Annotated in this window: 19 protein-coding genes; 4 read left to right on the top strand and 15 right to left on the bottom strand. The window is 72.3% G+C overall.

Annotated features, from left to right (window positions below; genetic code table 11):
- The first annotated feature begins 3 nt into the window (after positions 1-3).
- From A3G1_RS0116400 to A3G1_RS0116385, 4 genes are all read left to right on the top strand, one after another.
- Complete coding sequence (locus tag A3G1_RS0116400) at positions 4-936, top strand: NAD-dependent epimerase/dehydratase family protein (RefSeq protein WP_018350560.1); 933 nt, start codon at positions 4-6, stop codon at positions 934-936.
- Positions 937-1,005: 69 nt separating this feature from the next.
- On the top strand, positions 1,006-2,295 hold the full coding sequence (locus A3G1_RS0116395; protein WP_018350559.1) for a hypothetical protein: 1,290 nt from the start codon (positions 1,006-1,008) through the stop codon (positions 2,293-2,295).
- Between the two features lie 32 nt (positions 2,296-2,327).
- On the top strand, positions 2,328-2,963 hold the full coding sequence (locus tag A3G1_RS0116390) for a GNAT family N-acetyltransferase (RefSeq protein WP_018350558.1): 636 nt from the start codon (positions 2,328-2,330) through the stop codon (positions 2,961-2,963).
- A 176-nt stretch (positions 2,964-3,139) separates the two neighbouring features.
- Positions 3,140-3,796, top strand: a complete 657-nt coding sequence (locus tag A3G1_RS0116385) for a hypothetical protein (RefSeq protein WP_018350557.1) — start codon at positions 3,140-3,142, stop codon at positions 3,794-3,796.
- Here A3G1_RS0116385 and A3G1_RS0116380 read toward each other — a convergent pair.
- From A3G1_RS0116380 to sph, 15 genes are all read right to left on the bottom strand, one after another.
- Positions 3,783-5,075, bottom strand: coding sequence for an ABC transporter ATP-binding protein (locus A3G1_RS0116380; protein ID WP_018350556.1), 1,293 nt, complete (start codon positions 5,073-5,075; stop codon positions 3,783-3,785). The two genes, A3G1_RS0116385 and A3G1_RS0116380, sit on opposite strands and share 14 nt — an antisense overlap.
- The gene (locus tag A3G1_RS0116375; protein ID WP_211216321.1) at positions 5,072-5,848 is read right to left on the bottom strand and encodes an ABC transporter permease; all 777 of its coding nucleotides are present in this window, start codon (positions 5,846-5,848) and stop codon (positions 5,072-5,074) included. The genes A3G1_RS0116380 and A3G1_RS0116375 overlap by 4 nt, the downstream gene beginning before the upstream one ends.
- Positions 5,845-6,774: an ABC transporter permease gene (locus A3G1_RS0116370; RefSeq protein ID WP_018350554.1), complete on the bottom strand. Its 930-nt coding sequence runs from the start codon at positions 6,772-6,774 to the stop codon at positions 5,845-5,847. The genes A3G1_RS0116375 and A3G1_RS0116370 overlap by 4 nt, the downstream gene beginning before the upstream one ends.
- Positions 6,771-8,306 (bottom strand): ABC transporter substrate-binding protein, encoded by a 1,536-nt coding sequence (locus A3G1_RS0116365; protein WP_051110546.1) that lies wholly within the window; start codon positions 8,304-8,306, stop codon positions 6,771-6,773. Before A3G1_RS0116365 ends, A3G1_RS0116370 begins: the two co-directional genes overlap by 4 nt.
- Positions 8,300-9,076: a class I SAM-dependent methyltransferase gene (locus A3G1_RS0116360; protein ID WP_018350552.1), complete on the bottom strand. Its 777-nt coding sequence runs from the start codon at positions 9,074-9,076 to the stop codon at positions 8,300-8,302. The genes A3G1_RS0116365 and A3G1_RS0116360 overlap by 7 nt, the downstream gene beginning before the upstream one ends.
- Entirely contained in the window at positions 9,073-10,191 is a 1,119-nt protein-coding gene (locus tag A3G1_RS0116355) for an MFS transporter (RefSeq protein ID WP_051110545.1), read from the bottom strand. Before A3G1_RS0116355 ends, A3G1_RS0116360 begins: the two co-directional genes overlap by 4 nt.
- 97 nt (positions 10,192-10,288) lie before the next feature.
- Positions 10,289-11,347 carry a PLP-dependent cysteine synthase family protein gene (locus A3G1_RS0116350; RefSeq protein WP_018350550.1) on the bottom strand — a complete coding sequence of 353 codons (1,059 nt, stop codon included), beginning with the start codon at positions 11,345-11,347 and terminating at the stop codon, positions 10,289-10,291.
- Positions 11,344-12,111 (bottom strand): Rossmann-like domain-containing protein, encoded by a 768-nt coding sequence (locus A3G1_RS0116345; RefSeq protein ID WP_018350549.1) that lies wholly within the window; start codon positions 12,109-12,111, stop codon positions 11,344-11,346. Before A3G1_RS0116345 ends, A3G1_RS0116350 begins: the two co-directional genes overlap by 4 nt.
- Entirely contained in the window at positions 12,108-13,313 is a 1,206-nt protein-coding gene (locus A3G1_RS0116340; protein WP_018350548.1) for an ATP-grasp domain-containing protein, read from the bottom strand. The genes A3G1_RS0116345 and A3G1_RS0116340 overlap by 4 nt, the downstream gene beginning before the upstream one ends.
- 117 nt (positions 13,314-13,430) lie before the next feature.
- Entirely contained in the window at positions 13,431-13,805 is a 375-nt protein-coding gene (locus A3G1_RS0116335) for an FKBP-type peptidyl-prolyl cis-trans isomerase (protein ID WP_018350547.1), read from the bottom strand.
- Between the two features lie 46 nt (positions 13,806-13,851).
- Positions 13,852-14,757, bottom strand: coding sequence for a hypothetical protein (locus A3G1_RS0116330; protein ID WP_026212194.1), 906 nt, complete (start codon positions 14,755-14,757; stop codon positions 13,852-13,854).
- Positions 14,758-14,771: 14 nt separating this feature from the next.
- Complete coding sequence (locus A3G1_RS0116325; protein WP_018350546.1) at positions 14,772-15,260, bottom strand: SigE family RNA polymerase sigma factor; 489 nt, start codon at positions 15,258-15,260, stop codon at positions 14,772-14,774.
- Between the two features lie 77 nt (positions 15,261-15,337).
- The gene (locus A3G1_RS0116320; protein WP_018350545.1) at positions 15,338-15,952 is read right to left on the bottom strand and encodes a LysE family translocator; all 615 of its coding nucleotides are present in this window, start codon (positions 15,950-15,952) and stop codon (positions 15,338-15,340) included.
- 4 nt (positions 15,953-15,956) lie between these two features.
- Positions 15,957-16,676 carry an alpha/beta hydrolase gene (locus A3G1_RS0116315; RefSeq protein WP_018350544.1) on the bottom strand — a complete coding sequence of 240 codons (720 nt, stop codon included), beginning with the start codon at positions 16,674-16,676 and terminating at the stop codon, positions 15,957-15,959.
- A 57-nt stretch (positions 16,677-16,733) separates the two neighbouring features.
- Positions 16,734-17,684 carry a sphingomyelin phosphodiesterase gene (gene sph / locus A3G1_RS0116310; protein WP_026212193.1) on the bottom strand — a complete coding sequence of 317 codons (951 nt, stop codon included), beginning with the start codon at positions 17,682-17,684 and terminating at the stop codon, positions 16,734-16,736.
- Positions 17,685-17,735: the final 51 nt, after the last annotated feature.

Here is a 17,735-nt window from a genome sequence, read left to right as displayed (position 1 = left end):
ATCATGCGTAACGTGCTCATCCTCGGCGGGACGAAGTTCCTCGGCCGGGCCATCACCGAAGCCGCCCTCGGCCGTGGCGACCAGGTGACCCTGTTCAACCGCGGCCAGACCAACCCCGGCCTGTACCCGGAGGCCGAGACCATCATCGGCGACCGGCACGGCGACCTGTCTGCCCTCACCGCCCGCAGCTGGGACGTCGTGATCGACGTGGCCGGCTACGAGCCGGAGGTCGTCGCGAGGTCCACCGTGCTCGACACCGGCCGGTACGTCTTCGTGTCCACCATCTCGGTGTACGCCAGCCACAAGACCCCCAACCACGAGGAAGCCCCGGTGCTGGAGTACCGGGAGGGCCTCGACCTGGCCAAGGACTACGGCTCGAAGAAGGTGCTGTGTGAGCGGGAGGTGCAGGCGGCCTACGGCGACCGGGCGCTGATCGTGCGGCCCGGCCTGATCGTCGGCCCGCACGACCCGACCGACCGGTTCGGCTACTTCCCGCGCCGGATCGCGACCGGCCCGCGTCCCGTGATGGCCCCGGGCACGCCCGACGGCTGGCAGCAGTTCATCGACGTGCGGGACCTGGGGGAGTGGATCGCGGGTACCGGTGCGGCCGGCGTCTTCAACCTGGCCGGTGATCCGGTGCCGATGGGCGGCTTCCTCGCACTGTGCGGGGCGGAGCCCGGCGACGTGACCTGGGTGCCGTCGGCCAAACTGCACGCTGCGGGTGTCGACCGCTGGTTCGGGGTCCCGCTGTGGATCGGGTCGCCGGACGCGGAGGCCGCCAACCTGGTACCGAACGCGAAGGCCCTGGCCGACGGCCTGAAGCTCCGCCCGCTGGCGGACACGATCCGCGACCATCTCGCCTGGGACCTCGGCCGGGGCGGCCCGGCCAAGCCCGGCCTGACCCCGGAGGAAGAGGCCCGGCTGCTGGCCCTGTAGGGCTTGCCGGGACAGCCTCGTTTGCCACAATGATGGGCGTCTATCCATTGTGGCGGAGGGGGCTGCCGGATGTTCGGGGCAGAGGGACGGAAGATCAACCGGGTCAGCAAGCTGGCGGCACAGGCCCGGGGCCTCCCGCCGGATCGGGCGCTCCCGCTCCTGCTGGAGGCCAGGGCGCTGGGTGACGAACTGCTCGCGATGGACCCGGGCGACCCGGGCAGGCTGCGGGCGACCGGCTCGCTGCTGTACAACCTGGGCGGCGCCCTCACCCAGGCAGGCAGGCCGGAAGAGGCCGTCACGGTGCTGGAGGAAGCGGAGGAGTGCTACGCCCCGCTTCCCGGCACCGAGCACCTGATCGCCGACGTGCAGTGCCGCCGTGCCACGGCCCTCGCCGCCGGCGGCCGGGGCGCGTCGGCTGTCGTCACGGCGGACGAGGCCGTCCACAGGTACCTGCGGCTGGAGGCGTACGAGGACGACAGCCCGTACTACGCCGACCTGGCCCGCGTCCTGGTCATGAACGCCAGGGTGCTGCACGCGTGCGGTGATCCCGATCTCGCGGTCGCCGCCGCCGACGAGGCGATCGGGATGTACACCGGGTACGGGCAGGGCGCGACCTTCGACATCACCCAGGAGAACCTCAACTACCTGGTGATGGCGCTGGAGGTCGTCGCGGAGGCGCTGACCGTGCGCGAGCCGGACCGGGCGGCCGGCGCCGACGAGAGCATCGTCGCCCTGCTGGACGGCTCGGCGTACACGGCTGACCTGGCGCGCGCCTGCGCCCGGCTCGGGCAGCGCGGCGGCGGCGCGGCGCAGGCCAGCCGGGCCCGCGAGCTGAACGCCCGCCAGGCGGCCGAGGCGCTGTCCCGGCTCCGCGAACCCGGCCGTCCGGCTCTCGCGGAGAGCCTGGCCGCAGCCGGGGCCGCCGGGGAACTCGGCTCGCTCGTGACCAGCGGGGAGACGATGCCGATCATCTCCGGCCGGGTCGGCGGCGACCCGAGCCTGGCGGCGGAGGCTGGCCGGCGGCTCGCCGGATACGCCACCCGGCTGCTGAGGACCGACCCGCAGCACGGCCAGCGGCTGGCCCTCGAAGCCCACTACCTGTTCGCCTTCGCGTCCAGGTCGAACGCGCCGGAGCTGCGGTACGCCTTCTGGGAGACCGGCCAGGTCTGGGCGGGCCTGCTCGCGGACGCGACCCGGTCCTTCGCAGAGGCCGGCGACAAGCGGATGGCGCTGGACCTGGTCGGCTGGCTGGCCGGCGTCATGCGCAACCTCGGGCCGCTCGCGCTCGCCGACCCCGGAGCCGCCCGGCTCGTCGCCCAGTGGGAGGAACTGATCCGGCGGACCACGGCCGGCCGGTAAAAGAGCGGCGGGCCGGGCGGGGGAGTGCGAGTATGCGGGGCATGCCGCACTCCTACTGGCCCGTCCACAACCTCGTGCTCCGCACCGGCGACGTCACGCTCCGCGCGAACACCGAAGCCGACCTGGTCCCGTTGTCGGAGCTCTGCCCGGCCGACGTGGAGACCAACCCGCACCTGCCCGACTTCGGCGTACCGGGCCACCGCGCCGCCCACGCCATCCACCAGGGTTACTGGCGGAGCATGGGCAGCTGGGAGCCGGGTACCTGGAGTGCCGGGTTCACGGTCTGGGTGTCCGGAGAGCTGGCCGGCTTCCAGGACCTCGAAGCGGCGGACTTCGGCGCGCTGCGTACGGTCGAGACGGCGTCCTGGCTCGGTACGGCGTTCCGGGGCAAGGGGATCGGCAAGGCGATGCGGCTAGCCGTCCTGTCGCTGGCCTTCGACGGCCTGGGTGCCGAGGTGGCCGAGACCGAGGCGTGGACGCACAACGCGTCCTCGCTGGGCGTGTCGCGCGCACTGGGCTATGTGGACAATGGCGTGAAGCTCCACCGTCACCAGGACTCCGTCGCGGAGATGGCCAGGATGCGCCTGACCCGCCAGCGCTGGTCCGAGCTGCACACCGGCCACGATGTGACGATCGAGGGCCTGGACACCTGCCGCCACATGTTCTGATCGTCGCGTGCCCTGATCGTTAGCCGGAACATTTCCGGCCAATGCGAGCTATCGGAAGATCGGCTCACCCGTCCCTTGCCTGGCTCTTTACCAGTCCCTTACCCTCCGGTGGCTCTTCGCCCGCCGGGTGGCGGGAGGGGCCTGGCAGTTGGGGGACGGGTATGAGCAGGAAGAACATGGCGCGAACCGCGGCACTGGTGGCGGCCGGGCTGCTGACGGCCGGGCTGACCGGCTGCGGCTCGGGCAAGGCCGCGCCGGGATCCGCCAGTACTCCGGCGGTGACGCCGGGCACGGCCGCGGCCGAGCCCACGGCGACGGCGAAGGCCGCACCGTCCGATGAGGACTATTTCGCCGTTAACGCTTTCGACGCACGGAGGGACGGCTTCCCCGCAGCGGATCAGGTCTGCAAGCGGATCGACATCAAGCCGATCGTCCCGAAGGCCGGTGACCGTGGCGCCCAGGGCGACGGGAAGGTCTGTGCCTTCGGCGCGGCCAATGAGAAGGCCGCCGTCAAGCTGACTGCGGCTGCCGAGTTGTTCTCCGATGTCGGCGGTGCCCGGGAGTCCGTGCTGAAGGAGTTCAGAGAAGCGAAGGCCGCCGGCCGCAAGCCGGTCGTGCTCAGCAAGTCAGCCCCGCCCCACACAGGTTTCATCGAGGAACCGGTGCTGTCGGGCAACACGCTGGTGTACACGGCGAGCCTGTGGCACGGCAACGGCATCTTGCATTTCGTCATCGAAGTGACGAACCACGAACGGCCGCCGACAGCCGGGGAGTCGGCGAAGGGCGTCGAGGCCGTCGTGCTCGGCACCCGGCGGAACTTCAATCTCCGCTGAGGGTCAGCGTGCCGTTCTCGACGGTGGCGACGCGGTCGGCGATCCGGGTGAGCAGGTCCGTGTCGTGGGAGATGAAGAGCAGGGTCGCCTGGATTCCGGTGAGGAGTTCGAGGAGTGCCTCGGTGGTGACGGTGTCGAGGGCCGAGGTGACCTCGTCGCAGACCAGGACCGCTGGTTCGGCGAGGACGGCGCGGGCGATGGCCGCCCGCTGGAGTTCGCCGCCGGAGAGCTGCCGGGGGTAGCCGTCGGGGACGCCGAGCGTGGTGAGCAGGTCGCTGGCTTCGGCGAGGGCTGCGGCCCGGCTCAGGCCGCGTAGCCGGACGGCGGTCCGGGAGACCTGGCGGGCGACCGTGCGGGTCGGGTCGAACGAGCCGAACGGGTCCTGGAAGACGTACTGCACACGTCCGTCCACTGTGATCGATCCGGCGGAGGGCTGGTGCAGGCCGGCCACGCACCGGCCGAGGGTGGTCTTGCCGCTGCCCGAGGGGCCGGCGATGCCGACGCACTCGCCCGGTCCGGCGGTGAGGTGCACGTCGCGGAGCACGGTGCGCCTGCCGTGCGCGGCGCTCAGCCCCCGGATGGTGAGTGCCCCGCCCTGCCTGTGCGGCCGGTGCAGCCTGGGTCGCGGGGCCAGGAGCTTTTTCGTGTACCCGGAACGAGGCGCCCCGAACACCTCACCCACCAGCCCCTGCTCCGCGCACACCCCGCCCCGCAGCACCAGCACCCGGTCGGCGACGGCCCGTACGGCGGCCAGGTCGTGGCTGAGCAGCACGATCGCGTAGCCCTGCCCGGCCAGCCCCTTCAACTCGCGCAGTACCGCGTCCCGGCTGGCGGGGTCGAGCCCGGTCGTCGGCTCGTCGAGTACGAGGACACGGGCGCCGCTCGCCAGCGCCCCGGCGAGTACGAGCCGCTGCTGCTGCCCGCCGGAGTACTGGTGCGGGTACCGGCGCAGGAACGCCCGGTCCGCCGGGAGCTGGGCGGTGGCCAGAGCCTCGGAGTACGGGCCGATGTCGCGGAGCACCGAGCCTGCTCGCCGGGCCGGGTTGAGCGCGGCGGCCGGGTGCTGCTGCACGTACCCGGCGCGTCCGTCCACTGTGACCGTACCGGTGAGGACCACGCCGGGCCGGGTCTCGCCCAGGAGGGCCAGGCCGATCGTCGTCTTGCCGCTGCCGGACTCGCCGACCAGCGCGAGTACCTCCCCGGCCGCGACGGTGAAGGACACGCCCGCCACGATGGCCCGGCCGGCGGCTGTGGCGGTCAGGCCCGACACCCGGATCACGGTTTCCCCCTGGTGAGCTCGTCGGCGAGCAGGTTCACGCCGATCGTGAAGGCCACGACGAGCGCGGCGGGGGCGAGGACCGCCCACGGCTGGAGCAGCAGGCCGGCCTTGTTCCGGTCGATGGCCACTGCCCAGTCGGGGCTGTCCGGTGCGAGGCCGGCGCCGAGGAAGTTCGCGGCTCCGGTCAGGTACACGGCGCTGGTGAGGCGGGCTCCGGCGTCGGCGAGCAGCGGCCGGCGCAGGCACCGGCCGACGTATCCGGCGTGGATCGCCCACCAGTTCTCGCCCTGCAACCGCATCGCCTCGGCGGCCGGCCTGCGCGCCGCGTCGAGGGTCGCGGCCCGGACCAGGCGGGCGATGGCCGGGGCGTTCACGACGACCACGACAGCTGTCACGATCACCGGCCCGTGACCGGCGAGGCTGGCCGCGAGCAGGAGGATCAGGATGCCGGGTATGGCGAGGACGATGTCGAGGGGCCGCATCAGCAGCTCGTCCAGCCATCGGCTTCTGGCAGCCCCGGCGAGCAGCCCGATCAGCCCACCGGCCAGATAGGACAGTGCGGTGGCCGTGAAGGTGATGGCGAGCATCGACGCGCCGCCGTGGAGGAGGACGCCCAGCACGTCGCGGCCGAGGACGTCGGTGCCGAGAAAGCCATCCGGAGCGAAGGGCGGGCCGCCGGAGGCGGGCAGAGCACTGAGCGGTGGCCCGAGCGTAGCGAGGACCACAGGAATCCCGGCGAGCAGGCCGGCGGCGGCCAGCACGGGCCTGCTCACGACACCGCCCGGGGTGCGAGCCGGTACGCGAGCACGTCAGCCCCGAGGTGCAGCACGACCGTCAGTACCGCGAACAGCACCGCGAGTCCTTGCAGCACCGGCACGTCCCGGCTCGCCACCGACGACACGACGGCCGCAGACAGTCCCGGTACCGCGAACACCGCCTCGACCACGATGATCCCGCCGAGCAGCCAGTCCGCCGTCCGGGCGAGCTGCTGCACGGCCGGGGCCAGCGCGTTCGGCAGGGCGTGCCGGAACAGCACGCGGGCGGCCGGGACGCCGTGCCGCCGGGCGTGCGCCACGTAGTCCGAGGCCAGGGCCTCGATCAGGCTGGCCCGGATCAGCCGGGCGAGTGAGCACAGTGACCGGGACACCAGGACGGTCACGGGGAGGACGAGCGCCGCCGGGGTCAGCTCGCCGAGCGCGGTGGCCGGCAGCAGCCCGAGGTACAGGGCGAAGAAGCCGATCAGCAGCACGGCGAGCGCGTACTCCGGGATGGCGTGCAGTGCCACTGTCACCGTGGTCGTCCACCGGTCGAAGCGGCCACCGGCTCTCGTCGCGCAGGTGATGCCGAGTGCCCCCGCCGCGGGTACAAGAAAAAGAAGGGTGACTCCCGCGAGCAGCAAGGTGGGCTCGGAAGCCGCACCCAGGACGGCGGTCACCGGCTGCCCGGTGACCAGCGACCGGCCGAGGTCGCCGGTGGCGAGCCCGCCCAGCCAGGACGTGTAGCGGTCCATGACCGGCTGGTCGAGGCCGAGCGCGGCGCGGATCCCGGCGATCCGGGCCGGGTCCGGGTCGTCGCCGGCGATGACCACGGCGGCGTCGCCCGGCAGGGCCCAGGTGAGCGCGAAGATGACGGTGACGACCGCGAGGACCTGCGCCACGCCGAGCCCGAGCCGCCGGGCCGCGTACCAGCCGAGGCTCATGCGGAGACGTACGCCTTGTCGAAGCGGGCCCACTCCAGCGTGTTCGGCGGGGCCTGGCCGACGCCGCCGACCTTCGCGGCCGTGCCGACGATCCAGTCACCGAAGCCCCAGACCAGCAGCCCGCACTGGTCGTGGAGCTGCTGCTGCATGCCGGTGTAGAGCGCGGCGCGCTTCTGCGGGTCCACAGTGGACTGCATCGTCCTGTACAGCGTGTCGAACTCGGGGGAGCCCCACTTGGTCACGTTCTGCGGGGAGGTGGTGAGCAGCCGGGACGCGATGTGCGTCTCGATCGGCATCGCACCGGAACGGTAGCTCGCGATGGAGCCGGAGTTCAGGGTGTCGGCCCAGAACGTGTCCTTGTTCCCGACCGCAACTTCAACGGTGACCCCGGCCTTCTTGGCGTGCTCGGCGAAGACGGCTGCGGCCTCGACCAGGCCGGCGCCGGCCGGCGCCGTGTCGAGCTTGACCGTGAGCCCCTCAGCTCCGGCCCGTTTGAGGAGCGCGCGGGCCTTGCCGAGATCCTGGGTGCGCTGCGTGATACCGGACGCATAATGCTGGTACCCCTTCCCGAACAGGTCGTTGCCGACCTCACCCATGCCGGACAGTGCCGCCGTGACGAGCTGCTGCCGATCCGCGATCAGCCGGAACGCCGCCCGGACGTCCGGGTGGTTGAACGGCGGCCGGTCGAGCTTCATCGCGAGAGCGTGCATCGCGCCGCCCGGTGAGCGGACGATCCGCACCCTCTGATCTGCACTGTATGTCCTCGCGGAGGTCGCCGCGAGGTCATGCGCGTACTCGGCCTGCCCGCTGAGCAGGGCGTTCATCCTGGCCGTCTCCTCGTTGGCCGGGACGAACTCGATCCGGTCGAGATAGGCCGGCCCGTCCCAGTACCCGTCGTACCGGTCGGCGACCAGCGGCTGCCCCGGCGTGAAGGACACGAACCGGAACGGCCCGGAGCCCACCGGTTTCGTGAAGTCCTCCGCGCCCTTCGGCACGATCCACGCCCCGAACGCGGCCGTCGCGTTCGGGAACTCCGCCGTCGGCCGTTTCAGCGCGAACTCGACGGTCCGCTGGTCGATCGCCCTGGAGTTCGCCAGGTCGATGGGTTCGAGGAAAGCCTTGGCGCGCCGCCCGGCCGCCTTGGGGTCGAGGATGCGCGCGTAGCTGGCCAGCACGTCCTCGGCTGTCACCGGCCGCCCGTCGTGGAAGGTGGCCTCACGCAGCACGAACCGCCACTTCGTCGCGTCGGCGTTCGGCGTGAACTCCCTGGCCAGCCGGGGCACCACGGCCATGTCCGGCCCGAAGTCCGTGAGCTTGTCGTACAGGGCCTTCGAGCGGGCTCCGTCGACGAACAGCACGGCGGTGTGCGGGTCCAGGGACTCCTTCGCCCCGGCGGTCTGGAACGCGGCCCGGAGCCTGCCGCCCTTCCTCGGCTGCGGTGGCGCGCTCGCGGGCCGTGGCGAGGAGCAGGCCGTGACGGCCCCGGCTCCGAGGGCCAGTCCGCCCAGCAGCACATGACGACGGTTCAGCATGACAGGGTTCCTTCCGGGAGGGCGCGGGCGATCACGTGCAGGCGGCGGCCAGCCAGCCCGCCGCACGCTTCCGCTGTGGTGTTGGGGCCGGGCGCGTCGAAGAGGCCGAGCACCTCGAAGCCGGCCTCGGTGAGGAAGTACGTGAGTTCCTGGGGGAAGAGCAGCCGCCAGGCCGACTCCTGGACCAGCTCGCCCGTACCGGATCCCCAGGTCCACACGCGCCGCCGCCGGAGCAGCTGTGCGCGGTGGTCGATGGCCAGCCGGGTCCGGGCCGTGTACGTGACGCCGTCGTGCGCGAGCACCCGGTCCGGTTCGTGGTGCGTCACGGCGTCGTTGCCGAGGAAGAAGGCGCCGTTGCGCATCTCGGCGACGAAGAGGCCGCCCGGGCGGAGCTGGGCCCGCGCGTTGCGGAGCGTCGCGGCCAGCTGCTCGTTGGTGTGGCAGTAGAGCAGCGCGCTGTCCATACAGGACACCGCGTCGACCTCGGGGCCCCGGTAGGACTCCATCCGGCCGAGTTCGAAGCGGACGGCCGGGTGCTGGCTCCGCGCGTAGGCGATCATCTCCGGTGAGATGTCGACGCCGGTGACCCGGTAGCCCTGGCGGGCCAGGTACCCGGCGTCGCGGCCGGTCCCGCAGCCCAGGTCCAGCACGGAGCCGCACGGGCCGTGCCGGACGAGTGCGGACTCGACGAAACGCCCGCCGAGGTGTTCCGGGTCGGGGAACGCGATCTCGTACAGCGCGGGGTTGTCCGTCAGCAGGTTCATGTTCATGCGAGCTGTCCTTTCCGGTCGAGTGCCGCGACCCCTGCCGCGGAGGCGAGCCCGGCCGCGGCCAGCAGTACCCAGGCCAGCGGCCCGGGTGAGGCGTCGAGCGCCCAGCCGATCCCGGCGGAACCTGCCGCGGCCACCACCCCGGAGACCAGGTAGAAAGCGCCGAAGTACGTGCCGGGCAGCCGGTCGGCGCCCAGCCCGGGGATGAGTTCGAGCGCGAAGGGGTGTGCCATCGCGTAGCCGGCCGCGAGCAGGGCTGTCCCGCCGAACACCGCCCACGGCCCGGGCAGCACCGGTACGCAGAACCCGAGCCCCATCACGCCGAGCCCCGCCGCGATGGCCTGGCCCGGCCGCCACCGCCCCCGGCACCAGCGCGTGATCCTGACCTGCCCGGCGATGCTGATCACCGTGGCCAGCAGGAACACGCCGGACACGGCCCACGGCGGGCCAGCTGCCAGCGGCAGGGCGAGGTAGAGCTGGCTGTACAGCGCGTACATCCCGCTGCCGGCGAGCGCGAAGAGCACGAACCGCCGGTTGGACAGCACCTCGGCCCAGTCCTTCCACAGTGGATGCTCGGCCGGCTCGGCTGCCAGCGGCGGCAGCGCGAGCATCTGCGCGACGGTCAGCGCCGCGAAGATCAACGCGGCGACCACGGCCACCAGCCGGAACCCGACGCCGATCAGTGCTGCCCCGAGCAGTGGCCCGGCGAGCGCTCCTGCGTTGGCGTACACGTTGAAGCGGGCGAAGGCCTCGGCCTTGCGTTCCCCGGCGGCGACCGCGACGTAGGCACGCACGGCCGGGTTGAACAACGCCCCGGCCAGCCCGGCCAGCGCCGACGCGAGGATCAGGCCGGGTAAGGAGTCCAGCACGGCGAACAGCCCGAAGCCGAGCGTCCGCAGCGCGCAGCCCGCGATGATCACCGGCCGGCAGCCGAGCCGGTCGGCGAGGCTCCCGCCCAGCAGGAACATGCCCTGCTGGCTCAGCGTCCGCACGCCCAGCACCAGCCCGGCGGCCCCGGCCGCGAGCCCTGCCCCCGACAGGTGCCCGGCGAGGAACGGCACCAGCAGGTAGAACCCCACATTGACCGCGAACTGGTTGACCAGCAAAAACCTCATACCCACGGCAACCCCGCAACCCTTTTCTCGTACGCCGTGACCAGCACCCCGGCACCGGCCAGCAATCCCCGCGCGAAACCCCACAGGTCCGAAGGCCTCACGCCGCATCACTCCACAGCGGATCCCGGACGGACGTGCACCGCGTCCAGCTCGTCACCTCGGCGGCACCCGGGTCGGCCAGCTCCGCCGGTTCCGTGCCGAGGGCCGGCTGGAGCAGGCCGTGCCGCGCGCAGTACCCGTCGTCGTACACCGTCTGCCAGTAGCGGACCGGCCCGTCCGGGAACACCGCCACGACCTGCTGCTCCGGGGCTCGCCGGGCATGCCAGGCCGCCACCGCCGCCACAGCTCCCGTACTCCAGCCGCCCGACACGAAAGCCCCGCTGGCCAGCCGGCGGCACGCGTCGACCACCTCGGCCGGCGCCAGCCAGTGCACCTCGTCGAACAGGTCGTAGTCCACGTTGCGCGGATAGATGCTGCTGCCCAGCCCGCGCATGAGCCGGGGCCTGGCCGGCTGGCCGAAGATGGCCGAGCCGATCGTGTCCACGCCGACGATCCGCAGGCCCGGCCACCGCTTCCGCAGTACGGCTGCGAGCCCGGCGCTGTGCCCGCCCGTCCCCACGCTGCACACCAGGCAGCCGGCGTGCTCGACCTGGCTGGCCAGTTCCTCGGCGAGCGAGGCGTACCCGGCCGGGTTGTCCGGGTTGCGGTACTGGTCCGGCCAGTAGGCCCCGTCGTGCTCGGCGAGCACCGCCCGCAGCCGGTCAATCCGCGCGCCCTGCCAGCCGCGTACCGGGTCGGGTTCCGTGACGATCTCCAGCCGGGCGCCGTGCGCGCGGAGCATCGCCCGCATCACCGGTTCCAGCTCGTCGTCGACGACCAGGATGACCGGGTGGCCGAGCGCCGTGCCCGCCAGGGCGAGCCCGACGCCGAGCGTCCCGCTGGTCGACTCCACGATGACCGCGCCCGGCCGCAGCTCGCCGCGTTCCTTCGCCCGGCTGACCATGCTGAACGCGGCCCTGGCCTTCATGCCGCCAGCGCTCAGGTACTCCAGCTTCGCCCAGAAGCCCGGCTGCGGCACCGGCAGCGGCGTCGTGATCCGTAACAGCGGGGTACCGCCGACCAGGCCGGCCAGGCCGGTGGTCACGAGCGGGGTCACGAGGCGCTCCGGTACAGGAAGATCTGGCTGTCCGAACCGGTGAGCCAGAAGAACGGGAACGGCTCGGCCGACACCGCCGTGACGCCCTGCCCGAGAAGTGCCCTGGCCACCGCGCTCCCGCTCTGTGCGAAGAGGACGATGGGCTTGCCCGTGGCGGCCAGGGCCTCGAAGGTCCCGTTCCCGAGCGTCATCCCGGACACCAGCAGCGCGTCGGCACCGTCCGCAGCCGCGACCGCGTCCGTCACGATCGGCTCGCCCCACTCGGTCGACCCGCCCTTGAGGTCGCACGGCACGTACCCGACACCACGGTCCCGGAGGGCCTGGAGCAGCGAGTTGACGACGCCCACCACGGCGACTCGTTCCGCCTCGGGCGGCAGCAGGCCCGCGACGGCATGCGCCCTGGCCAGCGACCGGGCCAGCGAGTCGCCGGCCGGCAGCCGCACGGCCTCAGCCGCCGGATCGCTTTCGTGCGGCTGGACGGCGAGCAGGAACGCGTCCAGCGCCGCGAGCCGGATCGCCGGGTCGGGATGCCGGAGCCCGTCAGCCACCGGCCGGCCGGTCAGGCCGAACAGGTCGTCGCCGCCGGTACCGGGCTCGATCGCGCACGAGCCGACCGCCGCCCCGGCCCGGATGCTGACCACCTCGTTGCGGTACCCGCCGCCCCGGCCCGGGTGCCGCGCGCCCTGACAGGTCCGGAACGCCACCGTGATCGGCTGCTGGGAACGCGGGTCGGCCAGCGCCTGGCTGATCAGCCGGCCGATCATCGGTACTCCAGCCTGGGTACCAGTGCCTCAGCCCTGGCCGCCGCGTCGGCCCCGGCGGTGATCACGTGCCCGTAGTAGTCGTTGTTGCTGGTCGCGGGCCGGACATCGCGGCCGGTCATGTCGGCCAGGCGCCAGTCCTCGACGCCGTCGGGCCGGCCAGCGGAGTGCACGGCGCGGACTGTGCCGGTCGCGTCGGGTACAAAGAATCGAATGGCGGCGGACGCGTGACCAGTGGCACGCGGCGTGAGATCCGGGGTTTCACCCAGCGCGAGCTGCACCTGCACCGCGGCGAGGTCGATGCCGGTGACGAGCCGGACCAGCTCGGTGATGTAGTTGCCGGCCGGCCGCAGGTTGACCTCGACCAGCCGGCCGCCGCGCACCTCCACGTGGCAGACCCCGTGCGTGATTCCGAGCGCGCCGATCGCGGCGACCGCGACCCGCACCGCCTCCCCGTGCTCGCCCGGAGCCGGGAACTCGTGCGCGGCCTCGACGAAGTACGGCTCCCCGGCCAGCACCTTGCTCGTCACCCCGACCACGGTGGTCCTGCCGTCCACAGTGACCGTCTCGACGCTCACCTCCGCCCCCGTCAGGTACTCCTCCAGCAGCACGACCGGGCACCGTTCCTGCTGGCGGGCGTTGACCGGGAAGGCCGCGAGCGCGCCGTACGCCTCCCGCAGCCCGGCCTCGTCCCTGACCAGCCGGACGAACATCCCGGCGCACAGGTCCACCGGCTTGACGACGAGCGGGTAGCCGAGGGCCGCAGCTCCCGCCCTGGCCTCGCCCCAGCTGGCCGCGATCTCGAACCGGGGCCCCAGGTCCCGGGTCGCCAGCCGCGCGAGGTCCTTGCGCCGTCCCCGCCGGACGGTCTCCGGGCCGGCCCCCGGCAGGCCCAGCCGCTGGGCGATCACGGCTGCGGTGTCCAGGTAGTAGTCGCAGGACGTGAGGACCCCGTCGAAGCCGAGCAGCTGGTGCGCCTGGAGGGCGAAGCCGGCGATGACCTCGGGGTCGTTCGTCTCGGCGGTGAGGATGTGCCGGGCGCCCAGCAGCGGGTGCCGGCCGGCGGGCCGGTGCGGGCCCGGGGCCAGGTAGTGCCCGAGATCCCTGGTCAGGAACGTGAACTCGTGCCCGGCGGCCGTGATGGCCCTCGGCAGCAGGCTGCTCATCGCCCCGACCCAGCTCTCGGTGAGCAAGAGATGCGTCATGGCCGGAGACCATATCGAAAACGAAAACCAGTTTCAACAAGGGGCCGGCCCGGGCAACGCGAAGGGCCGGGCACACCAGGTGGTGTGCCCGGCCCTTATGACCGGAAAGGTATGGAGTTACTGCACGGCGAGCAGGTCGACCACGAAGATCAGCGTCTCGCCCGGCTTGATCGCGCCGCCGGCGCCCCGGTCGCCGTAGCCCAGGTGGGCCGGGATGACCAGCTTGCGCCGGCCGCCGACCCGCATGCCCTGCACGCCCTGGTCCCAGCCGGCGATGACGCGGCCGCCGCCGAGCGGGAAGGTGAACGGGCTGTTGCGGTTCCACGAGGCGTCGAACTCCTCGCCGGTGGAGAAGGCCACGCCCACGTAGTGCACGACGGCCTGGTGGCCGGCCTTGGCCTCCTCGCCGTCACCCACGGTGATGTCGGTGATCTGCAGCTCGGAGGGGGCGACGCCCTCGGGGAATTCGATCTCAGGCTTGGTCAGACTCATGACATCCACGTTATCCCGTTCGTCCCGGTGGCCGGCGCGTGGGTGATCAGGGCGTGTACCGCAGGCCCGGGGTCAGCGCGACCGCCGTGAGCTGCGCGATGCTCAGCGGCGGCTCGGCGCGCGTCGCGTTGAACGGCGTCTGCGGGTTGCTGTGCATGTCGATCTTCGAGAAGCTCGCCGACCACGCCCGGGCCTTCACCATCGTGCCGTCGGCCCGCAGCACGAGGACGAGGAACCCCTTGCCGCCCTTGCCGAGGTACACGGTGGTGCCCTTGGGGTCGGAGTGGGTCAGCGCGAGGATCCGCTCACCGGCGGGCCCGGCCGACTCCACGCAGTCCGTCTGCTGGTCGAAGTCGTCGTACTCGGCCGCGGCCACGTCCGCGCACAGGTACGGCCCGGTCCCGGTTGTGACCTCGAAGCCCACGGCACCCTCGCCAGCCTGGTCACGGAGGTCACCAATGGCGGCGGGGTTGGTGTGCGCGCCGGTCCGGAACGACAGGGCCTGCTCCTCGCGGACCTTCCCGGAACCGGCCACGACCTGGACTCCGGGTGCCACCGCCGTCAGTGCCGTGTTCAGGGTGGTGGTGAGCTGGGCCGCCTCCTCCTTGGTGAGGCGGTGGCCCTCCGCCGGCGGAGGCGGCGGTGTCCAGCTGGGGGTCGCCCTGGTCGGAGGCGCCTTCGGCGTCGACTTCGGACTGGGGGCTGGTGGCATCGGGCTGGAGCCGGCCGTAGGTGCCGCGAAGCCTGCCGGGACCCGATCCGCCGGGGCCGGGCCCGCGTTCAGCCACAGCCCGGTACCGGCGGTGGCGGCCAGCACGGCCACTGCCAGCCCGCCGCTCATGCCCCAGGTCCGCAGCCGCTGCGACCGGCGGCCCTTGACGATCACGGTGTCCAGATCCACGCGGGACGGCGGCGGGGTGCCGATGGCGTGGTCGAATTCGTTCTGCTGCATCTCTTCCAACGCTCCTAAGTGGTTTCCAGCCGGCTGGCGAGCGGGCGCAGCGCGTCCAGCCCGCGGGAGGTCTGGCTCTTGACGGTGCCCTCGGAGCACCCGAGCATCTCGGCGGTCTGTGTCACGGACAGCCCGCAGTAGAACCGCAGGACCAGGACGGCCCGCCGGCGGGCCGGCAGCTCGTTCAGGAGCGCCAGCAGGGCTCCGCCGTCCGGGTCCGGATCGAGGACGGGCGTCTCCGGCAGCTCCTCCACCGCCTGCTCACGCCGCCACGGCCTGCGCTGCTCGTCCAGCCAGGAGTTGACCAGGATCTTGCGGACGTAGCCGTCGAGGCTCTCCATCCGCTGGGCCCGGCGCCAGTGCCGGTACAGCTTGACCAGGGCGATCGACACCAGGTCGTCCGCCAGGTGCCAGTCGCGGCAGAGCAGGTACGCCACCCGGCGCAGCTGGTCGATCCGGGCGGAGGCGTACTCGCGGTACGTCTCCTCCTCAGCACGCTTCATCGCCGACCTTTCCGTTGTTCCTCACTGGACGAACGGAAGGTCCGCACGCGGGGGTTGCCCGGCCGGGGCACCAATTTTCAGGAGTCGAGAATGCCCAGCTTCGCCCCGAAGCCGAGCAGCACGCCGCCGGTCACCCGGTCGAGGGCCCGGCGCACCGCGCCCCGGCTCAGCCAGCCGCGCACGAGGTGCGCCCCGCAGATCAGCAGCGTGAACCAGGCCATGCCCTCGATGTCGTGCACGAGCGCCAGCAGCACGCCCATCGCGAGGTGCGAGGCGTTCTCCGGCATGAACTGGGGGAGCATCGCGACGTAGAAGACGCCGATCTTCGGGTTGAGCAGGTTGGTGACCAGCCCGCGGAGGAAGGCCCGCCCGCCTGCCCCCTTCCCGTCGGCAGCCTCCGGCCGGGCCCTGCGGAACAGCAGGCCCAGCCCGAGCCAGACCAGGTACGCGGCGCCCGCCAGCCGGAGCACGGTGTAGGCGGCCTGCGAGGTGGCCAGCACGGCCGACACCCCGGCGGCGGCGATCGCGCCCCAGATCAGCGCGCCGAGGCTGATGCCGAGGGCCGTGGCGAAGGCAGCCCTGCGCCCCTGGGCGACGGCGGTGCGCAGCACGAGGGCGGTGTCCAGCCCCGGCATGATCGTCAGCAGCCCGGCGACGAGCGCGAACGACGCGGCGGCCTCCACCACGGACATGTCCTCAGCCGTCCTTGGTGAGCAGGCCCGTCACCAGGTCGAACGCCTGCTCGACGGCCCGGCGGGACTGCTCGGTGTGGTTGAGCATGTCGAAGCTGTGCTGACCGTCCGGTACCTCGATGATCTCCAGGCGGGCCCCGGTCTCCTGAGCCCTGGCCACGAACCGCTGCTGGCCTGGTACGAGGGGCTCCACCTCGTGACCAGCCAGGGTGAGGACCACGGGCGGGCTGGCGGCGTGCAGTGCTTCGGAGGCCCGGTAGCGCGGCTCGGCCACCGCGCCCGGCAGGGACTCCAGCGCCGGGTAGCTGGCCGCCACGACCCGCAGCCACGGCGGAGCCGCGCGCAGCCAGTCCGCGAGGAGGATCCCGCCACCGGAACAGGCCCAGAGCGCGATGCGGTCCGCGTCGACGCGCGGGTCGGCGCGGACCGCATCGATCGTGCTGGCGAGCAGGTCGGCGGAGGGCGCCAGGTCCTCGGCGCGCAGCGGGTGGTCGAACATCACGCCGGCCACGCCGCGAGCCGCTGCCGCCGAGGCGTACCCGATGTAGACCGGCCACTCGCTGGGGGCGTGCATGCCCTCCCGGATCGGCCCGCCGTGCACGAAGATCACGGCGGGCCTCGGGCCGGTGCCCTCCGGCAGGTACAGCTGCGCGTCGCCGAGTTTCTCCACGCGCACGGCCGGGGTGGGCAGGACGAAGGGACTCATGTACACAGGTTCAGCCATGCGCCCATCGTAGTCGGGAATCCATAATGGATTCCTGGCGCAAGTACTCCTGCTGCCCTAGGAACCGAGGACCGGGTAGTGGTCGGAGTAGTCGGTGTAGGTGTAGGTCGTCCACCAGCTCGTGACGCTCCACTGGGGAGACTTCGCCTTGAGCGTGGTGTTCTGCCACGTCGCTGGCCTGGCGTTGCCGTTGCGGTGCAGGACGTAGTCGAGCTGCTGCTGGTTGTTCTCGCTGTCGTTGTAGTCGGCGATCGCGTTGGTGCGGGCGTCCCACGAGTACGGGTGCCCGGCGAAGGACGGGGCCGCGGCGCCGAGCTTGCCCAGCATGGCCTGGTACTCGGGGGCGTACCGGTCGACGTTCAGGTCACCGGCGACGATGACCTGCTCGGCGGCCGGGATGTTCCTCGCGTCCAGGAACGCGTCGAGCTGGGCGAACTGCCTGGCCCGTACGGAAGCCCCGTCCCCGCCCTCGCACCCGGTGTCGTCGGCCTGCGCGTGGGTGCCGACCACGTGCACGGCGGTGCCGTTGACGTCGAGCCGGACGTAGACGAAGCCCTTGTTGGAGTACCAGTCGGCCCCGCACCCGTCCGCGTACACGAACTGGATCTTCTCCCGGATCGGCCACCTGCTCGCGATCACGACGCCGCCGTCCTCCGGCGTGGTGTCGGAGTAGGAGCCGAGGGTGGCGTCCCAGCCGGAGCGCGAGCGGCCGAGTACCGGCGTCTGGTGCGGGTACTGCCCGGCCAGCCCGGCCTTCAGCCGCTCGGAGGCCTCGTTGTCGAACATCTCCTGGAGCACGACGACGTCGTTGCCGGCGACGTACGGCGCCCGGCTGATCAGGTCGGCGCGCTGGATCTGGCCCCAGTTCGGGAAGAGGGTGCGCGGCAGGAACATCACGTTGTGCGAGAGCACCTTGAGCGCCGGGGTCGCGGCGGCGGCCGGGCTCGCGGGGACGGCGACGCTGAGTCCTGCGGCGATGGCGAGTACCGCGGCTGTGAGGCGAGAAATTCTCATGAGCCGGTACCCTGCCGGCCTGGGGCAACTGATGGGTAACTTCTG

The sequence above is a fragment of the Longispora albida DSM 44784 genome (genome assembly GCF_000379825.1).
Classification (GTDB): domain Bacteria; phylum Actinomycetota; class Actinomycetes; order Mycobacteriales; family Micromonosporaceae; genus Longispora; species Longispora albida.
The sequence above is the reverse complement of the archived record's forward strand: the minus strand, read 5'-3'. Positions and strand labels throughout refer to the sequence as shown.

Excerpts from the sequence above, each read along its gene's own strand:
- A3G1_RS0116400 (WP_018350560.1), top strand. The coding sequence starts at position 4 with ATGCGTAACGTGCTCATCCTCGGCGGGACGAAGTTCCTCGGCCGGGCC.
- A3G1_RS0116395 (WP_018350559.1), top strand. The coding sequence starts at position 1,006 with ATGTTCGGGGCAGAGGGACGGAAGATCAACCGGGTCAGCAAGCTGGCG.
- A3G1_RS0116390 (WP_018350558.1), top strand. The coding sequence starts at position 2,328 with ATGCGGGGCATGCCGCACTCCTACTGGCCCGTCCACAACCTCGTGCTC.
- A3G1_RS0116385 (WP_018350557.1), top strand. The coding sequence starts at position 3,140 with ATGGCGCGAACCGCGGCACTGGTGGCGGCCGGGCTGCTGACGGCCGGG.
- A3G1_RS0116370 (WP_018350554.1), bottom strand. The coding sequence starts at position 6,774 with ATGAGCCTCGGCTGGTACGCGGCCCGGCGGCTCGGGCTCGGCGTGGCG.
- A3G1_RS0116365 (WP_051110546.1), bottom strand. The coding sequence starts at position 8,306 with ATGCTGAACCGTCGTCATGTGCTGCTGGGCGGACTGGCCCTCGGAGCC.
- A3G1_RS0116360 (WP_018350552.1), bottom strand. The coding sequence starts at position 9,076 with ATGAACATGAACCTGCTGACGGACAACCCCGCGCTGTACGAGATCGCG.
- A3G1_RS0116355 (WP_051110545.1), bottom strand. The coding sequence starts at position 10,191 with ATGAGGTTTTTGCTGGTCAACCAGTTCGCGGTCAATGTGGGGTTCTAC.
- A3G1_RS0116345 (WP_018350549.1), bottom strand. The coding sequence starts at position 12,111 with ATGATCGGCCGGCTGATCAGCCAGGCGCTGGCCGACCCGCGTTCCCAG.
- A3G1_RS0116340 (WP_018350548.1), bottom strand. The coding sequence starts at position 13,313 with ATGACGCATCTCTTGCTCACCGAGAGCTGGGTCGGGGCGATGAGCAGC.
- A3G1_RS0116335 (WP_018350547.1), bottom strand. The coding sequence starts at position 13,805 with ATGAGTCTGACCAAGCCTGAGATCGAATTCCCCGAGGGCGTCGCCCCC.
- A3G1_RS0116330 (WP_026212194.1), bottom strand. The coding sequence starts at position 14,757 with ATGCAGCAGAACGAATTCGACCACGCCATCGGCACCCCGCCGCCGTCC.
- A3G1_RS0116325 (WP_018350546.1), bottom strand. The coding sequence starts at position 15,260 with ATGAAGCGTGCTGAGGAGGAGACGTACCGCGAGTACGCCTCCGCCCGG.
- A3G1_RS0116320 (WP_018350545.1), bottom strand. The coding sequence starts at position 15,952 with ATGTCCGTGGTGGAGGCCGCCGCGTCGTTCGCGCTCGTCGCCGGGCTG.
- A3G1_RS0116315 (WP_018350544.1), bottom strand. The coding sequence starts at position 16,676 with ATGGCTGAACCTGTGTACATGAGTCCCTTCGTCCTGCCCACCCCGGCC.